At 59.0% G+C, this 15,376-nt stretch carries 9 protein-coding genes; 5 read left to right on the top strand and 4 right to left on the bottom strand.

Features of this window, described 5'->3' with window-relative positions; genetic code table 11:
* Positions 1 to 5: 5 nt before the first annotated feature.
* From ACWPM9_RS14695 to ACWPM9_RS14680, 4 genes are all read left to right on the top strand, one after another.
* The gene (locus ACWPM9_RS14695) at positions 6 to 1,559 is read left to right on the top strand and encodes a Do family serine endopeptidase (protein WP_484755598.1); all 1,554 of its coding nucleotides are present in this window, start codon (positions 6 to 8) and stop codon (positions 1,557 to 1,559) included.
* 84 nt (positions 1,560 to 1,643) lie between these two features.
* Complete coding sequence (locus ACWPM9_RS14690) at positions 1,644 to 2,399, top strand: response regulator transcription factor (protein ID WP_428185349.1); 756 nt, start codon at positions 1,644 to 1,646, stop codon at positions 2,397 to 2,399.
* A gap of 12 nt (positions 2,400 to 2,411) precedes the next feature.
* The gene (locus ACWPM9_RS14685) at positions 2,412 to 3,818 is read left to right on the top strand and encodes a sensor histidine kinase (protein WP_484755597.1); all 1,407 of its coding nucleotides are present in this window, start codon (positions 2,412 to 2,414) and stop codon (positions 3,816 to 3,818) included.
* Positions 3,819 to 3,893: 75 nt separating this feature from the next.
* Positions 3,894 to 6,851, top strand: a complete 2,958-nt coding sequence (locus ACWPM9_RS14680) for a bifunctional [glutamine synthetase] adenylyltransferase/[glutamine synthetase]-adenylyl-L-tyrosine phosphorylase (protein WP_484755596.1) — start codon at positions 3,894 to 3,896, stop codon at positions 6,849 to 6,851.
* 132 nt (positions 6,852 to 6,983) lie between these two features.
* Here ACWPM9_RS14680 and ACWPM9_RS14675 read toward each other — a convergent pair whose 3' ends face one another.
* Positions 6,984 to 7,169: a hypothetical protein gene (locus ACWPM9_RS14675; protein WP_428185346.1), complete on the bottom strand. Its 186-nt coding sequence runs from the start codon at positions 7,167 to 7,169 to the stop codon at positions 6,984 to 6,986.
* 258 nt (positions 7,170 to 7,427) lie between these two features.
* Here ACWPM9_RS14675 and ACWPM9_RS14670 point away from each other — a divergent pair, with 258 nt between their 5' ends.
* Positions 7,428 to 9,392, top strand: coding sequence for a putative bifunctional diguanylate cyclase/phosphodiesterase (locus ACWPM9_RS14670; protein WP_484755595.1), 1,965 nt, complete (start codon positions 7,428 to 7,430; stop codon positions 9,390 to 9,392).
* 17 nt (positions 9,393 to 9,409) lie between these two features.
* Here the strand turns inward: ACWPM9_RS14670 and ACWPM9_RS14665 are convergent, their stop codons facing one another.
* The 3 genes from ACWPM9_RS14665 to pepN all read right to left on the bottom strand — a co-directional run bounded on the left by ACWPM9_RS14665 (position 9,410) and on the right by pepN (position 15,365).
* A complete protein-coding gene (locus tag ACWPM9_RS14665) occupies positions 9,410 to 10,006 on the bottom strand; it encodes a DUF922 domain-containing Zn-dependent protease (RefSeq protein ID WP_484755594.1) in 597 nt (198 codons plus the stop codon).
* 85 nt (positions 10,007 to 10,091) lie between these two features.
* Positions 10,092 to 12,416 (bottom strand): PAS domain-containing sensor histidine kinase, encoded by a 2,325-nt coding sequence (locus ACWPM9_RS14660; RefSeq protein WP_484755593.1) that lies wholly within the window; start codon positions 12,414 to 12,416, stop codon positions 10,092 to 10,094.
* Between the two features lie 297 nt (positions 12,417 to 12,713).
* Positions 12,714 to 15,365: an aminopeptidase N gene (gene pepN, locus ACWPM9_RS14655; RefSeq protein WP_484755592.1), complete on the bottom strand. Its 2,652-nt coding sequence runs from the start codon at positions 15,363 to 15,365 to the stop codon at positions 12,714 to 12,716.
* Positions 15,366 to 15,376 lie beyond the last annotated feature (11 nt).

Raw genomic sequence — 15,376 nt, 5'->3', positions numbered from 1 at the left:
GAACAATGTTCAATCGGAAGACTTCCCGCACTCCTCTCGACAAATTCCTGAAGGCCTCCACTGCAGCTGGTCTCGCAGCTGTCATGCTGGCCGGTGGCGTTCCCGCTCTCGTCACCCCGTCCTATGCCGATGCAGTCAGCGTACAGGCGCCGCAGGTGCCAAGTTTTGCAGACGTGGTTCAGGCGGTTTCGCCAGCCGTTGTCTCCGTTCGTGTTGAAACGGACGTGCAGCCGGCATCCGACGATGGCTCCTTCTCCTTCGGTTTCGGCGGTCAGGGAATGGACAATCTCCCGGACGATCATCCGCTGAAGCGCTTTTTCCGTGAGTTCGGCATGCCCGGCGACAACGGCGGCCGCAAGGCTCCGCCTCCGCCTCCGCATGGCAAGGGCAAGCTGCGCCCAACCTCGCAAGGATCCGGCTTCTTCATCTCCGAAGACGGCTACATCGTCACCAATAATCACGTTGTCGACGACGGTGCTGCCTTCACGGTCGTGATGAAGGACGGCACCGAATATCCGGCCAAGCTGATCGGCAAGGACAGCCGCACCGATCTCGCCGTGTTGAAGGTCGACCAGCCGAAGAAGACCTTCACCTATGTGAAGTTTGCCGACGGTGACGGCGCCCGCATTGGCGACTGGGTCGTGGCCGTCGGTAACCCGTTTGGCCTTGGTGGAACGGTGACCGCAGGCATCGTCTCTGCCCGCGGCCGCGATATCGGCTCCGGTCCTTATGACGATTATATCCAGATCGACGCCGCCGTGAACCGCGGCAATTCCGGCGGTCCGGACTTCAACCTGAGTGGCGAAGTCATCGGCATCAATACCGCGATCTTCTCTCCATCTGGCGGAAACGTCGGCATCGCCTTCGCGATCCCTGCCTCGCTGGCCAAGAATGTAGTCAAGGAATTGATCGAGAAGGGCACCGTCGATCGTGGCTGGCTGGGTGTTCAGATCGAGCCTGTGACCAAGGATATCGCAGAATCCCTCGGTCTTGCCGAAGCCAGCGGTGCAATCGTTGTCGCGCCGCAGGAAGGCTCTCCGAGTGTGGCTGCCGGTATCGAGCAGGGTGACGTGATCGTTGCCGTGAACGGCGAAACGGTGAAGGACAATCGCGACCTTGCCAAGAAAATCGCCAACTTTGCACCCGGTACCAAGGTGGAAGTCTCGCTGTGGCGCGGTGGCAAGTCGCTGACCAAGACCGTTGAACTGGGCAAGTTCCCGACCGACAAGCAGATGGCAAAGGCCGACGGCAACGGCTCCGACGAGGATGCCGCGCCAGCAACAGAGCAGGCTCTGGCCAATCTGGGTCTTGACGTTCAGCCTTCAGACGATGGCGCCGGACTGACGATCACCAATGTCGATCCCAACTCGGATGCTGCCGATCTTGGTGTGAAGCCCGGTGAGAAGATCACCTCGGTCAACAACAAGGAAGTCTCCTCTGTGGAAGAGGCGCAAAAGGCAATCGACGCCGTGAAGAAGGAAGGTCGCACCAAGGTTCTGGTGATGATCGAAACGGAGAACGGCAACCGCTTCGTCGCTCTGCCACTCGACAACAGCTAATTGGCCTAAGGGGTCAAAGCGCGAGAGCGCCGAGCAGCAATAAGCAGCCCGGCGCTCTTTTTTGTGTTGGAAAGGTGAAGAGAGATGGAACGGGTCGAGCAAATTTCCAATTCGGGCGATTCCGATTGTGCCAAGGGCACAGCCGGCGATATGGTCGCGCACATGAAGATACTGGTAATTGAAGACGATCTAGAAGCCGCAGCCTATATGACCAAGGCCTTCCGCGAAGCCGGCATTGTTGCCGACCATGCCAGCGACGGCGAAAGCGGTTTGTTCATGGCCACGGAAAACAGCTATGACGTGATGGTGATTGACCGCATGTTGCCGCGCCGCGACGGCTTGTCGGTCATCAGCGAACTGAGGCGCAAGTCAATCGACACGCCTGTGCTGATCCTGTCGGCGCTCGGTCAGGTGGATGACCGCGTCACGGGCCTTCGGGCAGGCGGCGACGATTACCTGCCAAAGCCCTATGCATTTTCCGAGCTTCTGGCCCGTGTCGAAGTGCTGGGACGCCGCAAGGGCAAACCGGAACAGGACATGGTCTATCGGGTCGGCGATCTGGAACTTGACCGCCTGTCGCATGAGGTGCGTCGGGGCGGCAAGGAGATCCTGCTGCAGCCGCGGGAATTCCGCCTGCTCGAATATCTGATGAAGAACGCCGGACAGGTTGTCACCCGCACGATGTTGCTGGAGCATGTCTGGGACTATCACTTCGATCCCCAGACCAATGTCATCGATGTCCATGTGTCGAGATTGCGCTCGAAGATCGAGAAGGAATTCGAGACATCGCTGCTGAAGACCGTGCGCGGTGCCGGCTATATGATCAAGGACGAAGGGTAAGCGTATTTTTTCATGAACCGCCTGTCCATGCTGTTCAAGTCGACTGCCGTGCGTCTGTCGGCACTCTACATGATCCTCTTTGCGCTTTGCGCAGCATTTCTGGTCTTCTATGTGACGGCACTGTCTGAACGCGTGCTGACCCAGCAGACCCAGGAAGGCTTGCTGCAAGAGGTGCGCGAGGTTGACGGCGCCTACAAGAGCGGCGGCATGAACCTCTTGCTCAGTACCATGGAGCGACGCGCCCGCGCACCGGGCGCCAACCTTTATGTGATCGCCAGCCCCAGCGGTGAAATCCTGGCCGGCAATGTTGCCTCGGTGCAGCCGGGCATTCTCGGCCGCGAGGGCTGGACGAACGAGCCATTCCGCTATGAGCGTTATTCGGGCGCGGGCAATGAACGGCGTCATGTTGCGGTCGCCTTCCTGCTGAAACTCGACAATGGACTGCATATTCTGGTGGGACGCGATCTGGGCGAACCGGCCCGTCTCAGATTGCTGGTCCGCAAGGCCCTGATGGTGGCGCTCGCCATCATGGGCGGCGGTGCGCTGATCATCTGGTTTGCCATCGGTCGAAATGCGCTCAAGCGCATCGACAGGGTGTCTGCCGCCAGCAAGAAGATCATGGCGGGTGACCTCTCGCAGCGTCTTCCTGTCTCCGGATCGGGCGATGAATTCGATCGGCTGTCCGGCAGTCTGAACGAGATGCTGGGCCGCATCGGCAAGCTCAACGAGGGCTTGAGGCAAGTCTCCGATAATATCGCCCACGACCTGAAGACACCCCTGACGAGGCTGCGGCACAAGGCATCCGAAGCGCTTGATGAGGATGACGCGGCGAAGCGGCGCGTGGCTCTTGAAGGTATCATTGCCGAATCCGACCAGCTGATCCGGACTTTCAACGCACTTTTGATGATTTCGCGCGTAGAGGCAGGTTCGATCGCGGCCGAATTGTCCGACCAGGACATTTCAGCCGTCGCTGCCGATAGTGTGGAGCTTTATGAGCCGGTGGCCGAAGAAGCGGGGCTTTCGCTGGTCTCCACCATTGCGCCGGGCCTGTCTGTGCGCGGCAACCGCGAACTGATAGGACAGGCAATCTTCAATCTGCTCGACAATGCGATCAAATATGCAGACGGCGCAGAACAGCCGCAAATCCGCATATCGGTTACCACGCGCGACGGCGACGTCCGGCTTTCTGTAGCGGACAACGGGCAGGGTATCCCGTCCGAACAGCGCGAAGAGGCGGTCAAACGTTTCGTGCGGCTCGACGAAAGCCGCTCGAAGCCGGGCACAGGCCTTGGCTTGTCTCTGGTCGAGGCTGTGATGGCACTGCATGGCGGCCGGCTGGAGCTTTCCGCAACGGATGAAAGCGACGCAGACCATCCGGGCCTCACCGCAACCATGGTCTTTCCGCCGCGCAAAGCCTAATCTCCCATTCAGGATTCGCGATGCGGTTCGGGAGGCCGCATAGGCGAAAAGGTTATGCCCTGGAGGAGATTTGACGTGCAGCAAACAGCCAGCGCGCTGAGCGAGGTGCATGCAGGTGCGCTGCATCCGCTGAACCAGAGCGAATTGAAGTCTGTCGGAGAAATTCTGAGCGACATTGGCGCGACGCATCCGGCAATTGCCGACATGCTGGAGACGATGACGCCGCTCCACGAATTTGTCGCCGCAGCACTGAGCCTCTCTCCGCATTTGCGCGACACCGCAGCGCGAGATCCCGAGATCCTTGTTCTGGCGATCAGCCAACCGCTGGAACCCTTGCTGACAGGTCTCGTTGACGCGGCGCGCGACGCCTGGAAGCCCCAGGCCGATGGCACTCTTCCCACGGAAGGCCAGGTGATGACGCGATTGCGCATTGCCAAGCGGCGGGTGTCTTTTCTGTTGGCCATGGCCGATCTGGCCCGGATCTTTGATGCGGCCCATACGACGGAGTGGTTGACCGCCATTGCCGATGCCAGCGTATCGGCGGCGATCAATCACTTGCTGCTGAGCGCAGACGATGCCGGCAAGGTCACCTTGCCTGACCGTGGCGAGCCATCGCGCGGCAGTGGCCTGATTGTGCTTGGCATGGGCAAGCATGGCGCCCGCGAACTGAACTATTCCTCCGATATCGATATCGTCGTCTTCTTCGACCCTCAGGCCGGCATCTTGCCCGATCCCGATGACGGGCTGGAAATCTATGGGCGCATGATGCGACGTCTGGTGCGCATCATGCAGGAGCGCACCGGCGACGGTTATGTGTTCAGAACCGATCTGCGATTGCGCCCCGATCCGGGGTCGACACCTCTTGCCGTGCCGGTGGAGGCCGCGCTGCTGTATTACGAGGGCAGGGGACAGAACTGGGAGCGTGCAGCCTTCATCAAGGCACGTCCTGTGGCGGGCGATCTGGAGGCAGGTGCAGCCTTCCTCAAGGAAATGACCCCCTTTGTCTTTCGCAAATACCTGGATTACGCCGCCATCGCCGATATCCACGCCATCAAGCGTCAGATCCACGCGCATAAGGGCCATGGCACAATCGCGGTCAAGGGGCACAATGTGAAGCTTGGCCGCGGCGGTATCCGCGAGATCGAGTTCTTCGCCCAGACCCAGCAACTGATCGCCGGCGGGCGAATGCCGGAACTGAGGACGCGGTCGACCGAGGCGGCGCTGAAGGCATTGAATGCCGCGAACTGGGTGGATGATGCCACCACCCGCGAGCTGATCGTCTGCTACTGGTTCTTGCGCGATGTGGAACACCGCATTCAGATGGTCCATGACGAACAGACCCACCTTCTGCCGTTAACGGAGCCGGAATTGCGCCGCATCGCCCTGATGAGCGGCTTTGCCGATACGGCGAGTTTTTCGAGCGAACTCGAAACCGTGCTGAAGACGGTGGAGAAACGCTATGCCCGCCTGTTCGAGAAAGAAGAGGGATTGTCGGGCACGGAAGGTAATCTGGTCTTTACCGGTCAGAATGACGACCCGGATACGCTGAAGACGCTTGCAAAACTGGGATTCGACAGACCCGAAGACATGTCGCGTGTGATCCGCACATGGCATTATGGGCGCTACCGGGCCACGCAGTCGGTCGAGGCGCGCGAGCGGCTGACCGAACTGATCCCGCTCTTGTTGAAAGCGTTTGGTGAAAGCCGCCGCGCGGACGAGGCGCTGATGCGCTTCGATACGTTTCTCGCGGGCCTGCCTGCCGGCATTCAGCTGTTTTCGCTTCTCGGCAATAACCCGCCGCTGTTGAAGCTGACCGTGAACATCATGTCGGCTGCACCGCGCCTGGCGGAAATCATCGCCAAGCGTCCCCATGTCTTTGACGGCATGCTGGATCCGGCATTGATGGCTCAACTTCCGACCCGCGATTATCTGGCACATCGACTTGAGAGTTTTACCGCTGGCCGTGTCCACTATGAGGAATTTCTGGATCAGCTCCGTATTTTCGCCGCCGAACACCGCTTCCTGATCGGTATTCGTCTTCTGACCGGATCGATCAATGGAACGCAGGCTGGCCGGGCCTTTGCCGATCTGGCGTCGCTGGTCATCGGCGCGGCGCTTGATGTGGTACGCAAGGAAATGGACCGCGCCCATGGTGTCTATCCCGGCGGACGGGTGGCGCTTGCCGGCATGGGCAAGCTGGGCAGTTTCGAGCTGACGGCCGGGTCCGATGTCGACCTCATTTTGCTCTACGACTATGACGCGGAGGTGGTGGAAAGTGTTGGTGACAAGCCGCTGGATGCGGTGCGCTATTTCACCCGACTGACGCAGCGCCTGATCTCAGCCCTGTCTGCGCCGATGGCAGAGGGTGTGCTCTACGAAGTCGATATGCGCCTGCGCCCATCCGGCAACAAGGGCCCGGTGGCAACCCGCCTCAATGCATTCGAGCGGTATCAGAAGGACGAAGCCTGGACCTGGGAGCATATGGCACTGTCGCGGGCACGGATGATGGCTGGCGATGACGATCTGATCGAAAGGGCGCAAGCGATCATCTCCGATGTGATGGGCGAGGTTCGCAACGAGAAAAAGATTGCAGCCGATGTGAAAGAGATGCGCATGCTGATTGGCAAGGAAAAGCCGCCGCGCGACATCTGGGACTTCAAGCTCATTCCAGGGGGCCTGATCGACATCGAATTCATAACCCAGTTTCTGACCCTGGTCGGCCCTGCTCGGGGCGTGACGGTCGCCACGTCTGGGCTGAGCACGGCTCAGGCGCTGGCAGTCTTGGGCAAAAGCCTGATGGATCGCAACGATCTGGAGACCTGCCTTGCAGCGCTTACGCTGTTCACGGATTTGTCCCAGATCATCCGGCTCTGCATTGACGGGCCCTTCGATGCTGACGATATTCCGGCAGGCCTTGCAGATCTTCTTTGTCGTGCAGCCGATTGTCCGGACATGAAAACGCTCGAAGCGGAGGTCAAGCGGCTGTCAAAAGCGGTGCGCAAGGTGTTCGACAAGGTGGTGAGGCCCTCATAAACGAAGGCTGGCTGGAATAGCGGGGCTGAATATCCTCAGACATCCGCAAAACCTCACCAACATCGGTGCGGCGCAGGGTTACTCTTCAGACGGCTTGCCGCCGACACCCATAGGGGCAAGCCCCGACGCGCATTAGCGCCACGCCGGACGTCGCTGCAGGTTCATGTGCAGTTCCTGCTTGGTCGCAAACGATCCCAGCACCCGCAAAAGCTTGCGCGTCTGGTTGACGTCGACATGTTCACGGTCGCAGAAGTCCTGCACGCTGAACACCTCGCGGTTTTCACCAGCTTTCGTTTCGTCTTCGGCTACATATTTCATCGAGATCACCTCCTCCCAGCCTTCATCAACGCTGGAGCGGCCAAGCAGTTCCCGAAGCGCGAACAAATTTGGCAATGAAGGCACGCGACGGTCTGGCAGGATTTAGCGACTGTGAAGCCAAGTATAGCGTTGTTTCTTTATCCCTAATTTAACAGGTTTCTGCGAGGTTTCACAGCGAAAACGAAATCTCGTCCTGAGCTTGGGCAGTTATTATCTGACTGGGAGCGACGTATGCGCATGATACAAACGGGAAGATGGGTGGCTCGCAAGATCAGCGAGTTTCTAAGCGTTCCCAATGACAATCCGGAACTGACGCGCGCGCAGTATGAGGCTTTTTCCAAGCAGGTACCGCTTCTCTATTTTATCCTTGCCGTCAACACACTGGCCGTATCCTGGACGCATATCAATACCGCTCCCGCGTGGCTGGATATCTATATACCCCTGGCGATGGTGGCGATATTTGTCTTCCGCGGTCTGGGGTGGTATCGCCGACACAATGTTGTTGTCGATGCGGACGAAGCCTATCGTCAATTACGCTCGACAAATCGCCTGGCAGGGCCCCTGGCGCTCGTCTGCGTTGCCTGGTCCCTGATGTTGATGCCGCTTGGCAATCCTTACCAGCAGGCGCATGTCGCGTTTTACATTGCCATCACCGTGATCGGCATCATCTTCTGTCTGATGCATTTGCGTTCTGCCGCGCTGATTGTCACTTGCCTGGTTAATGCCCCATTTCTTGTCTTTATGCTCCTGCATGGTGAACCGATTTTCAACGCGATCGGCATCAACTTCCTTCTGGTCTGCATGGCCATGGTTGTGGTGTTGCAGTCGCATTATCGCGACTTTCGTCAACTCGGCCAGTCGCGACTTGTGCTGCAGGATCAGAATGCTGCCATGCAGGCGCTGTCAGACGAAAATTTGCGCTTGGCCAATATGGACAGCCTGACATTGCTGGCCAACCGCCGCAGTTTCTTCCACGATCTGTTGAAAGAATTTGACGCGGCCAAGACGAATTCCACGGCGCTGGCCGTGGGCGTGATCGATCTGGACGGCTTCAAGCCGATTAACGACATGCACGGTCATTCCGCAGGCGACAAGGTTCTGGTGGAGGTTGCGCGGCGGCTGGAGATCGTGGCTGAGGGCAAGGCCCGTGTCTATCGCCTGGGTGGCGATGAATTTGCCCTTCTGGTCTGCGGTGTCGCCGACGAAGGCAAGCTTTCCAGTTTCGGTATGACCTTTTGCGACGCGATTGCAGAGCGCATCAGCATCGGTGCCGGAAATGTTCATGTGACCGGCTCTCTCGGTATCGCTATCTACCCCAAGGTCGGCACCAACGGCCATGAGCTTTACGACCGCGCAGACTATGCGCTTTACACCGCCAAACGCCGCCAACGCGCGGGTGTCATGATATTCAATGCCGCGCAGGCCGACGAGTTGTCGCGTCTGAAAGTGGTCGAGGAGGCCTTGTTGTGCGCCTCTCTGGAAGACGAATTGTCGCTGGTGTTCCAACCGATCGTCGACGTCAATTCCAACAGCTGTGTCGGTTTCGAGGCGCTGTCGCGCTGGGATAGTCCGACCATCGGCAGCGTATCGCCAGCGGAATTTATTCCCGTGGCTGAACATAATGGCCGTATTCTGACGATCACGCGCCTGGTTCTGGAACGTGCATTGCAGACAGCCTCGACTTGGCCCGGTGATTGCTATTTGTCATTCAATCTTTCACCGCACGACCTGGCCTCTGCCGAAGGCATTCTGCGCATTATCGGTATTGTCCATGCCAGCGGCTTCGATCCGGCACGGATCAATTTCGAGATCACCGAGACGGCGATCATGCATGATTTCGACCAGGCGAAGGCATCCATAACCCTGTTGCGCAATATGGGGGCGGGCATTTCGCTCGATGACTTTGGCACCGGCTATTCCAGCCTCAGCCATGTCCACCACCTGCCGCTCTCCAAGATCAAGATCGACGGATCCTTTGTTCAGGAGATCGAGCAGCGCGATTCGAGCTACAAGATCGTGAAGTCGGTTCTGGCTCTGTGTGCGGATATGGATATCGACGCCATCGTGGAAGGCGTGGAGACCCTGGAACAACTGAAAATTCTGAAGTCACTGGGCGTTCAAGCCGTGCAGGGATACTATTTCTCCCGTCCCGTCAGCGCGGATGACACCGTTGAACTTCTCCTGTCCGACGATCGAATGCCGGTGGCAGCGCGCGCATCCTGAATGGCCGCAGAAACGGTTCAGCCTGGACCGAGCAACCCGATGACCAGTTGCTGCACTGTGCCGCCCGGTCCGAACTCGACCTTGTCGAAGTCTCGGTCTTTCTGTCGACGCTGATCCGATATCTCCTTCAGGATCGGCTGCATCTTCGCCCGTAGTCTGTTGCAGTCGGGATCGTTCTCCGCTGAAAGGCCAACGGTCGCTTTCTCGATCTCCCGGGCCAGGACCTTGATATTCTCGGCATGGACCTTCTCATGCGCCGTCACACCCTCGATGAAGACCGCCCAACGGGCAGCGACATCGGCCGGGAGCCTGGCAGATGGTTTCGGCAGCTTGGTGGTGATGACCAGTCTTGGAACGGCAGACGCCAGCACACAGCCGCCCTGACGGTTCTGATAATCGCGGCGCCAGGTGAGCTTGAAACCCGTCTGCGCGATGACCCGGGAATTCCCCAGCATGGGGCCGCGCTCGCCGATCGAGTCATAAAGCGCACGCGCGCTTTCACCGTTGATACTGTAGGTCTCGACCTGTTCGATGACCTGGCCGCCGGCGAGTGCGCCGAGCGGGGCAAGGACGGTCGCGATCGTCAATGCAGAGCGGACAATGCGTGCCTTCACGACGGCTCCTTTGCAGATTGGCTGCAAGTCTATGAAGCCAGAGATCGAAATTCAATGCTGAAAGTAGAGTGGGGCGGACGCTGCCTTACGCCATGCGCTTCTTCTGGGGAAGCACGTCTTCCTTGCCATGCGGGATGAAGATCTGCACGACCGTACCCTTGCCCTCGCGAGACCGGATTTTCAAAGCACCGCCATGGAGTGCAACGAGTGAGCGCGAGATGGCAAGTCCCAGACCGGAACCGCCGCGACTCTTGGCATACTGATTTTGCACCTGCTCGAAGGGTTGGCCGATCTTGTTGATCGCCTCTTTCGGAATACCGATGCCGGTATCGGCAATCGTCAGTGCCACACCTTGGGCGCAGGGGCGGGCACGCAGAGCGATACGGCCGCCCTCATTGGTAAACTTTGCCGCATTGGCCAGAATGTTCAACAGCACCTGCTTCATGGCACGGCGGTCGGCCACGACAGACAGATTGGTGGAAATACGCTGCTCGATGGTGATGTTCTTTTCCTCCGCCGGAATGGAGGTCAGGCGCAGGCTTTCGTCGATCAGCGGAGACAGGTCGATGGTTTCGCAGCGCAGACGCATCTGGCCGGCTTCGATCTTCGACATGTCGAGAATATCGTTGATGACATTCAACAGATGCTTGCCGCTGTCATGAATGTCGCGGGCATATTCGGAATATTTGGGTGAGCCGATGGGGCCGAACATGCCGGTCTGCAGAATTTCCGAGAAACCGAGAATGGCGTTGAGCGGGGTTCTCAGTTCGTGGCTCATATTGGCGAGGAATTCCGACTTGGCCTTGTTGGCAGCCTGAGCACGCTCTTTTTCCACCTGATAATTGGCATTGGCGATGGACAGCTCCTGCTTCTGCCGCTCCAGCGTCTTCTGCGAGGAAGACAGGTCGCCGATATTGGCCATCAGGCGGCGCTCCTGATCGCGCAACCGTTCCTGGTGGCGTTTCAAAAGGGTGATGTCGGTACCCACCGACACCAGGCCCCCGTCACGGGTCCGACGTTCGTTGATCTGCAGCCAGCGTTCGTCGGCAAGCTGGACCTCGGTGGTGCGCGAGCTGCCTGTCTGGTCCGGATCGGCGACACGGCGCTGAATAATCGGCCGGGCAGCAGCCTTCACCACAGCGGCGCGATCCTTGCCCGGTGTCAGCATATCGTCTGGCAGGCCATAGACTTTCTGGAAATGCGCATTGCACATCACCAGCTTGTCGTTCTTGTCCCACAGCACGAAGGCCTCCGATGTGCATTCGATGGCATCCATCAGGCGCTGGTCAGCCTCGGCATAGCGCTGCGCCAGACGATGCTGCTCTGTCACATCCATGGCGATGCCGATGATGCGGCTGCCGCCATTGGGGGTGCGCACCACCTGCGCGCGGGCGCGCATCCACACATAATGGCCCTGAGCATGGCGCATGCGGAAGATATGGTCGATCTGATGATTGTCGCTGCGGCCGAGCGAGCGGAAAAGCTTGTAGAGATTGCCGTCTTCGGGATGCATCATCCGGGCGGCATCGCCAAAGCAGAGCGAGGCACCGGAAGGCTTCATGCCGACCATTTCATACATGGAACGCGACCAGAACAGACGGCGGCTCGACAGATCGAAATCCCACAGACCGCAGCGACCGCGTGACAACGCAGTCTCCACCCGCAAATTGGATTCCAGGAAGATATCGTCAGCCTCGCGGGCGCGCTTGGCCTGCATGAAATAGGCATAGAGAATGACCAGAAGCGTCATCGATATGCCGGCAAACAGCGTGACATTCAACGCCACTTCACTGCGCCAGAAGGCATCGATATCGGCCAGCGACCGGGTGACGAGGATGAGCGACCCACCGGCTGCGGGTTCCATGACGGCGACATGGCGCCTGCCGTTGATATGGGTCTCGATGGTCCCGGTCTTGTCGGAATAGCGGCGGATGGCGGCGACTTCAGGCAGGATGCTGGTGAGCGACTGGCCGATGAAACCGACGGCTGACGCTGAGCCTGCAAAGATCTGTCCGGCGGGATCGATCAGCAGGATATAGGCGCTGGGGTTCAGGCGGCTCTGGGGCAGAAACTGCGACAGCAGTTTTTCGGCGCTGCCACGGTCGCGATTGACGAACAAGTCGGCCTTGTCGGAAAATGCCGCCGTCGCCACCGCCGCCGACATCGCCGTCGACTGCCGTGCATTGCTTTCCATTCGCCCGTATTCGGCCAGAATGCCGACCGTTCGTGCCATGGCCACGACCATGAGAAAGGCAATGATCAGGACCGGTATGGCGTTCCTGAGTATGATTTCCATTCGCCTGGGATCTGCTGCTCCCGTAAACAGGAGATCCCGAAGGAACATTGAAATTCGACCATATGGGAGCCCCATACGGCCATCGGCTGCAGTCTCCTGCCGCACGTCCGCCATCGTGTCCGCCTCTTATTCCTCGTGCGATTCGAGGCGCCGCTCGCCCGAATCGGACTCAATGAATCATCACTGATTCGTCGTGTCCAGACGGCGAAGGTGAACAAAGTATTAAGTGCTTCATTCGAATCGCTTTTTTCTCGAGCGATCAGGCCAAGGGATTGAATCTCAAGGAAAAGGTTAACGCGGACATGGCGTTTCCGGTGTTTCAGTCACCTGAGCCCCTGCTTCGCGAAAGCGAAGACAGCGGAAATTTCAAGCGGTGGGGAGGCGGCCTATGGGAGCCGCCTCCGACCGTCGTCAGCTCTTCAGAACGCGATCGACGATGTCGCGGACATCTGCGGAAAGTTTGTCGGCCCTGGCAATGGTGGAGAGGGCCGCCTTTGCCTTTTCTGCCCGCACAGGTTCCAGCTGTCGCCACGACCGCATCGAGGTCAGCAAGCGGGCTGCAAGCTGCGGATTGCGCTTGTCGATCTCCAGGATCTGCGCGGCGAGGAAATCGTAAGCTGCGCCATCCGCCCGGTTGAACCCGGTGGGATTGGAAAAGGCGAGGCTGCCGATGGCCGAGCGCACGCGGTTCGGGTTGTTGGCGATATAGTGCTTGTTGGCGACCAGTGCCTTGACGCGGTCGAGTGCGCCGTCACCGGGGATGGTGGCCTGAATGGCAAACCACTTGTCGATCACCAGCGCATTGTCGGCAAAGCGGGACTCGAAGGCTTCGAGCGCTGATTTTGTCTCCTCGCAGTCCGGGAAGCGGTGCGCAAGAACTGTCAGCGCCTGCGAAAGATCCGTCATGTTATCGGCCTTGGCAAAAGCCTCGGCCGCATGGGCAGGTGTTGCGTCTGACAGGGCGATGAAGCCCAGGGCTGTATTTTTGAGCGCGCGGCGACCGGCATTTTCGGCGTCCGGTGAGAACGGGCCGGTGACATCGGCCAAGGCCGCATAGAGTTTGCCGAACAGATCCGAGCCGGCATCCGCAATCTGCTTCAAAATGGCCTCACGGCCCGTATGAACGGCGTCGGGATCGGTGTCGGCGCCGAGTTCGCGGGCAATATCGGCCTCGCTTGGCAGTGACAGCGCCTGGGCGCGGAAGGCCGGCTCAAGCGTTTCATCGCCCGCAATCTGCAACAGCACGTCGACGAAGCGCGCATCGCCACCGACGTCCTCGCTTTTGGCAGCCTGCGTTGCGGCATGGGCAAGCACAGGACGGGCAAGATCGGTAATGGCCTGCCAGCGGGAGAACAGGTCGCTGTCATGAAGCGCGATCAGACGCTTGTCGTCTGCCGACTGATCGAAATGGATGGTCACCGGGGCGGAAAAGCCGCGATTGATGGAGAGTACCGCGCGAGACGCGATGCCGGCAAAAACGAAAGTCTGTGAACGCTCGGTCAGGTGCAGGACATCGCCTGTTACCTCTCCGCCGATGATGCCTGACGCGGTGACGTCCGACCCGTCTTGGTCGATCAGAGCGAAGCGGAGCGGGATATGCATCGGCTCCTTGTTGGGCTGACCGGGCGTGGCAGGGATCATCTGCTCAAGCGAGACAGTCAGTGTCTTGGCACGGGCATCATGGGTGGTCGAGACGGTGACCTGCGGCGTGCCGGCCTGATTGTACCAGAGCGAGAACTGCTTGAAATCGCGACCATTGGCATCTTCGAAGGACTTGACGAAATCCTCGACGGTAGCGGCTTCGCCATCATGACGCTCGAAATAGAGGTCCATACCCTTCTTGAAGCCGTCGCGGCCCAGAATGGTGGAGATCATGCGGGTGACCTCGGAGCCCTTTTCATAGACGGTCGTCGTGTAGAAATTGTTGATTTCGCGGTAGCTTGCCGGGCGCACCGGATGAGCAAGCGGACCGGAATCCTCGGTGAACTGTTCCGAGCGCAAATGGCGCACTTCAGCGATGCGCTTGACTGCGCGCGAACGCGCGTCGGCAGAAAATTCGTGATCGCGGAAGACGGTCAGGCCTTCCTTCAGGCACAGCTGGAACCAGTCGCGGCAGGTGATGCGGTTGCCGGTCCAGTTGTGGAAATACTCATGGGCGATGATCGCCTCGATATTGGCATAGTCCTGGTCGGTGGCCGTGGCCGGATCGGCCAGCACATACTTGTCGTTGAAGATGTTGAGGCCCTTGTTCTCCATCGCTCCGAAATTGAAGTCGGAGACGGCAACGACCATGAAGATGTCGAGGTCGTATTCGCGACCGAACACCTCTTCGTCCCATTTCATCGAGCGCTTCAGCGCATCCATGGCATAGGTTGCACGCGATTCCTTGCCGTGCTCCACATAGATCTTCAGCGCAACTTCGCGGCCCGACATGGTCGTAAACGTATCTTCAACGACGCCGAGATCGCCGGCCACCAGCGCAAACAGGTAGCTGGGCTTGGGGTGAGGGTCGAACCAGGCAGCGAAGTGCTTGCCTTCGCCATAGCCGGCGCCGCCCAGGAAATTGCCGTTCGAGAGCAGCAACGGGCAGCTTTCCTTGTCGGCAATGATATTGATCGTGTAGGGCGCCAGCACATCCGGACGGTCGGGGAAATAGGTGATGCGACGGAAGCCCTCGGCCTCGCATTGGGTGCAATAGATACCGTTGGAACGGTAAAGACCCATCAATTGCGTATTTGCGCTCGGGTTAAGCAGTGTCGTGACTGTCACCTCGAACGGACTGTCAGCCGGAAGATCACGAATAGTCAAACTGTCCGACGTGGCAGTATAGCGATCGGTTTCCATCTCGATCTGGTCGAACAACAGACTGGTCATGGTCAGCCCATCGCCATCCAATACCAGCGGGGCGGAGTGATCTACCCCCTCCCGACGGTGGAATATCAGTCTCGATTCGACCTTTGTTTCGACCGGATCCAGTTCAAATGTCAGATCCACACGTTCCAGCACGAAGTCGGTGGGGCGGTAATCTGCCAGATGAATAACCTGGCCCGTATCTGTTCGCATTGTGTGTCCTG

This window comes from Agrobacterium sp. H141, assembly GCF_057158725.1.
This window is presented reverse-complemented; position numbering and strand designations above follow the sequence as displayed.

Coding starts and splice junctions, on each gene's coding strand:
- ACWPM9_RS14695 (WP_484755598.1), top strand. CDS start 6: ATGTTCAATCGGAAGACTTCCCGCACTCCTCTCGACAAATTCCTGAAG.
- pepN (WP_484755592.1), bottom strand. CDS start 15,365: ATGCGAACAGATACGGGCCAGGTTATTCATCTGGCAGATTACCGCCCC.
- ACWPM9_RS14660 (WP_484755593.1), bottom strand. CDS start 12,416: ATGGCGGACGTGCGGCAGGAGACTGCAGCCGATGGCCGTATGGGGCTC.
- ACWPM9_RS14685 (WP_484755597.1), top strand. CDS start 2,412: ATGAACCGCCTGTCCATGCTGTTCAAGTCGACTGCCGTGCGTCTGTCG.
- ACWPM9_RS14690 (WP_428185349.1), top strand. CDS start 1,644: ATGGAACGGGTCGAGCAAATTTCCAATTCGGGCGATTCCGATTGTGCC.
- ACWPM9_RS14675 (WP_428185346.1), bottom strand. CDS start 7,169: ATGAAATATGTAGCCGAAGACGAAACGAAAGCTGGTGAAAACCGCGAG.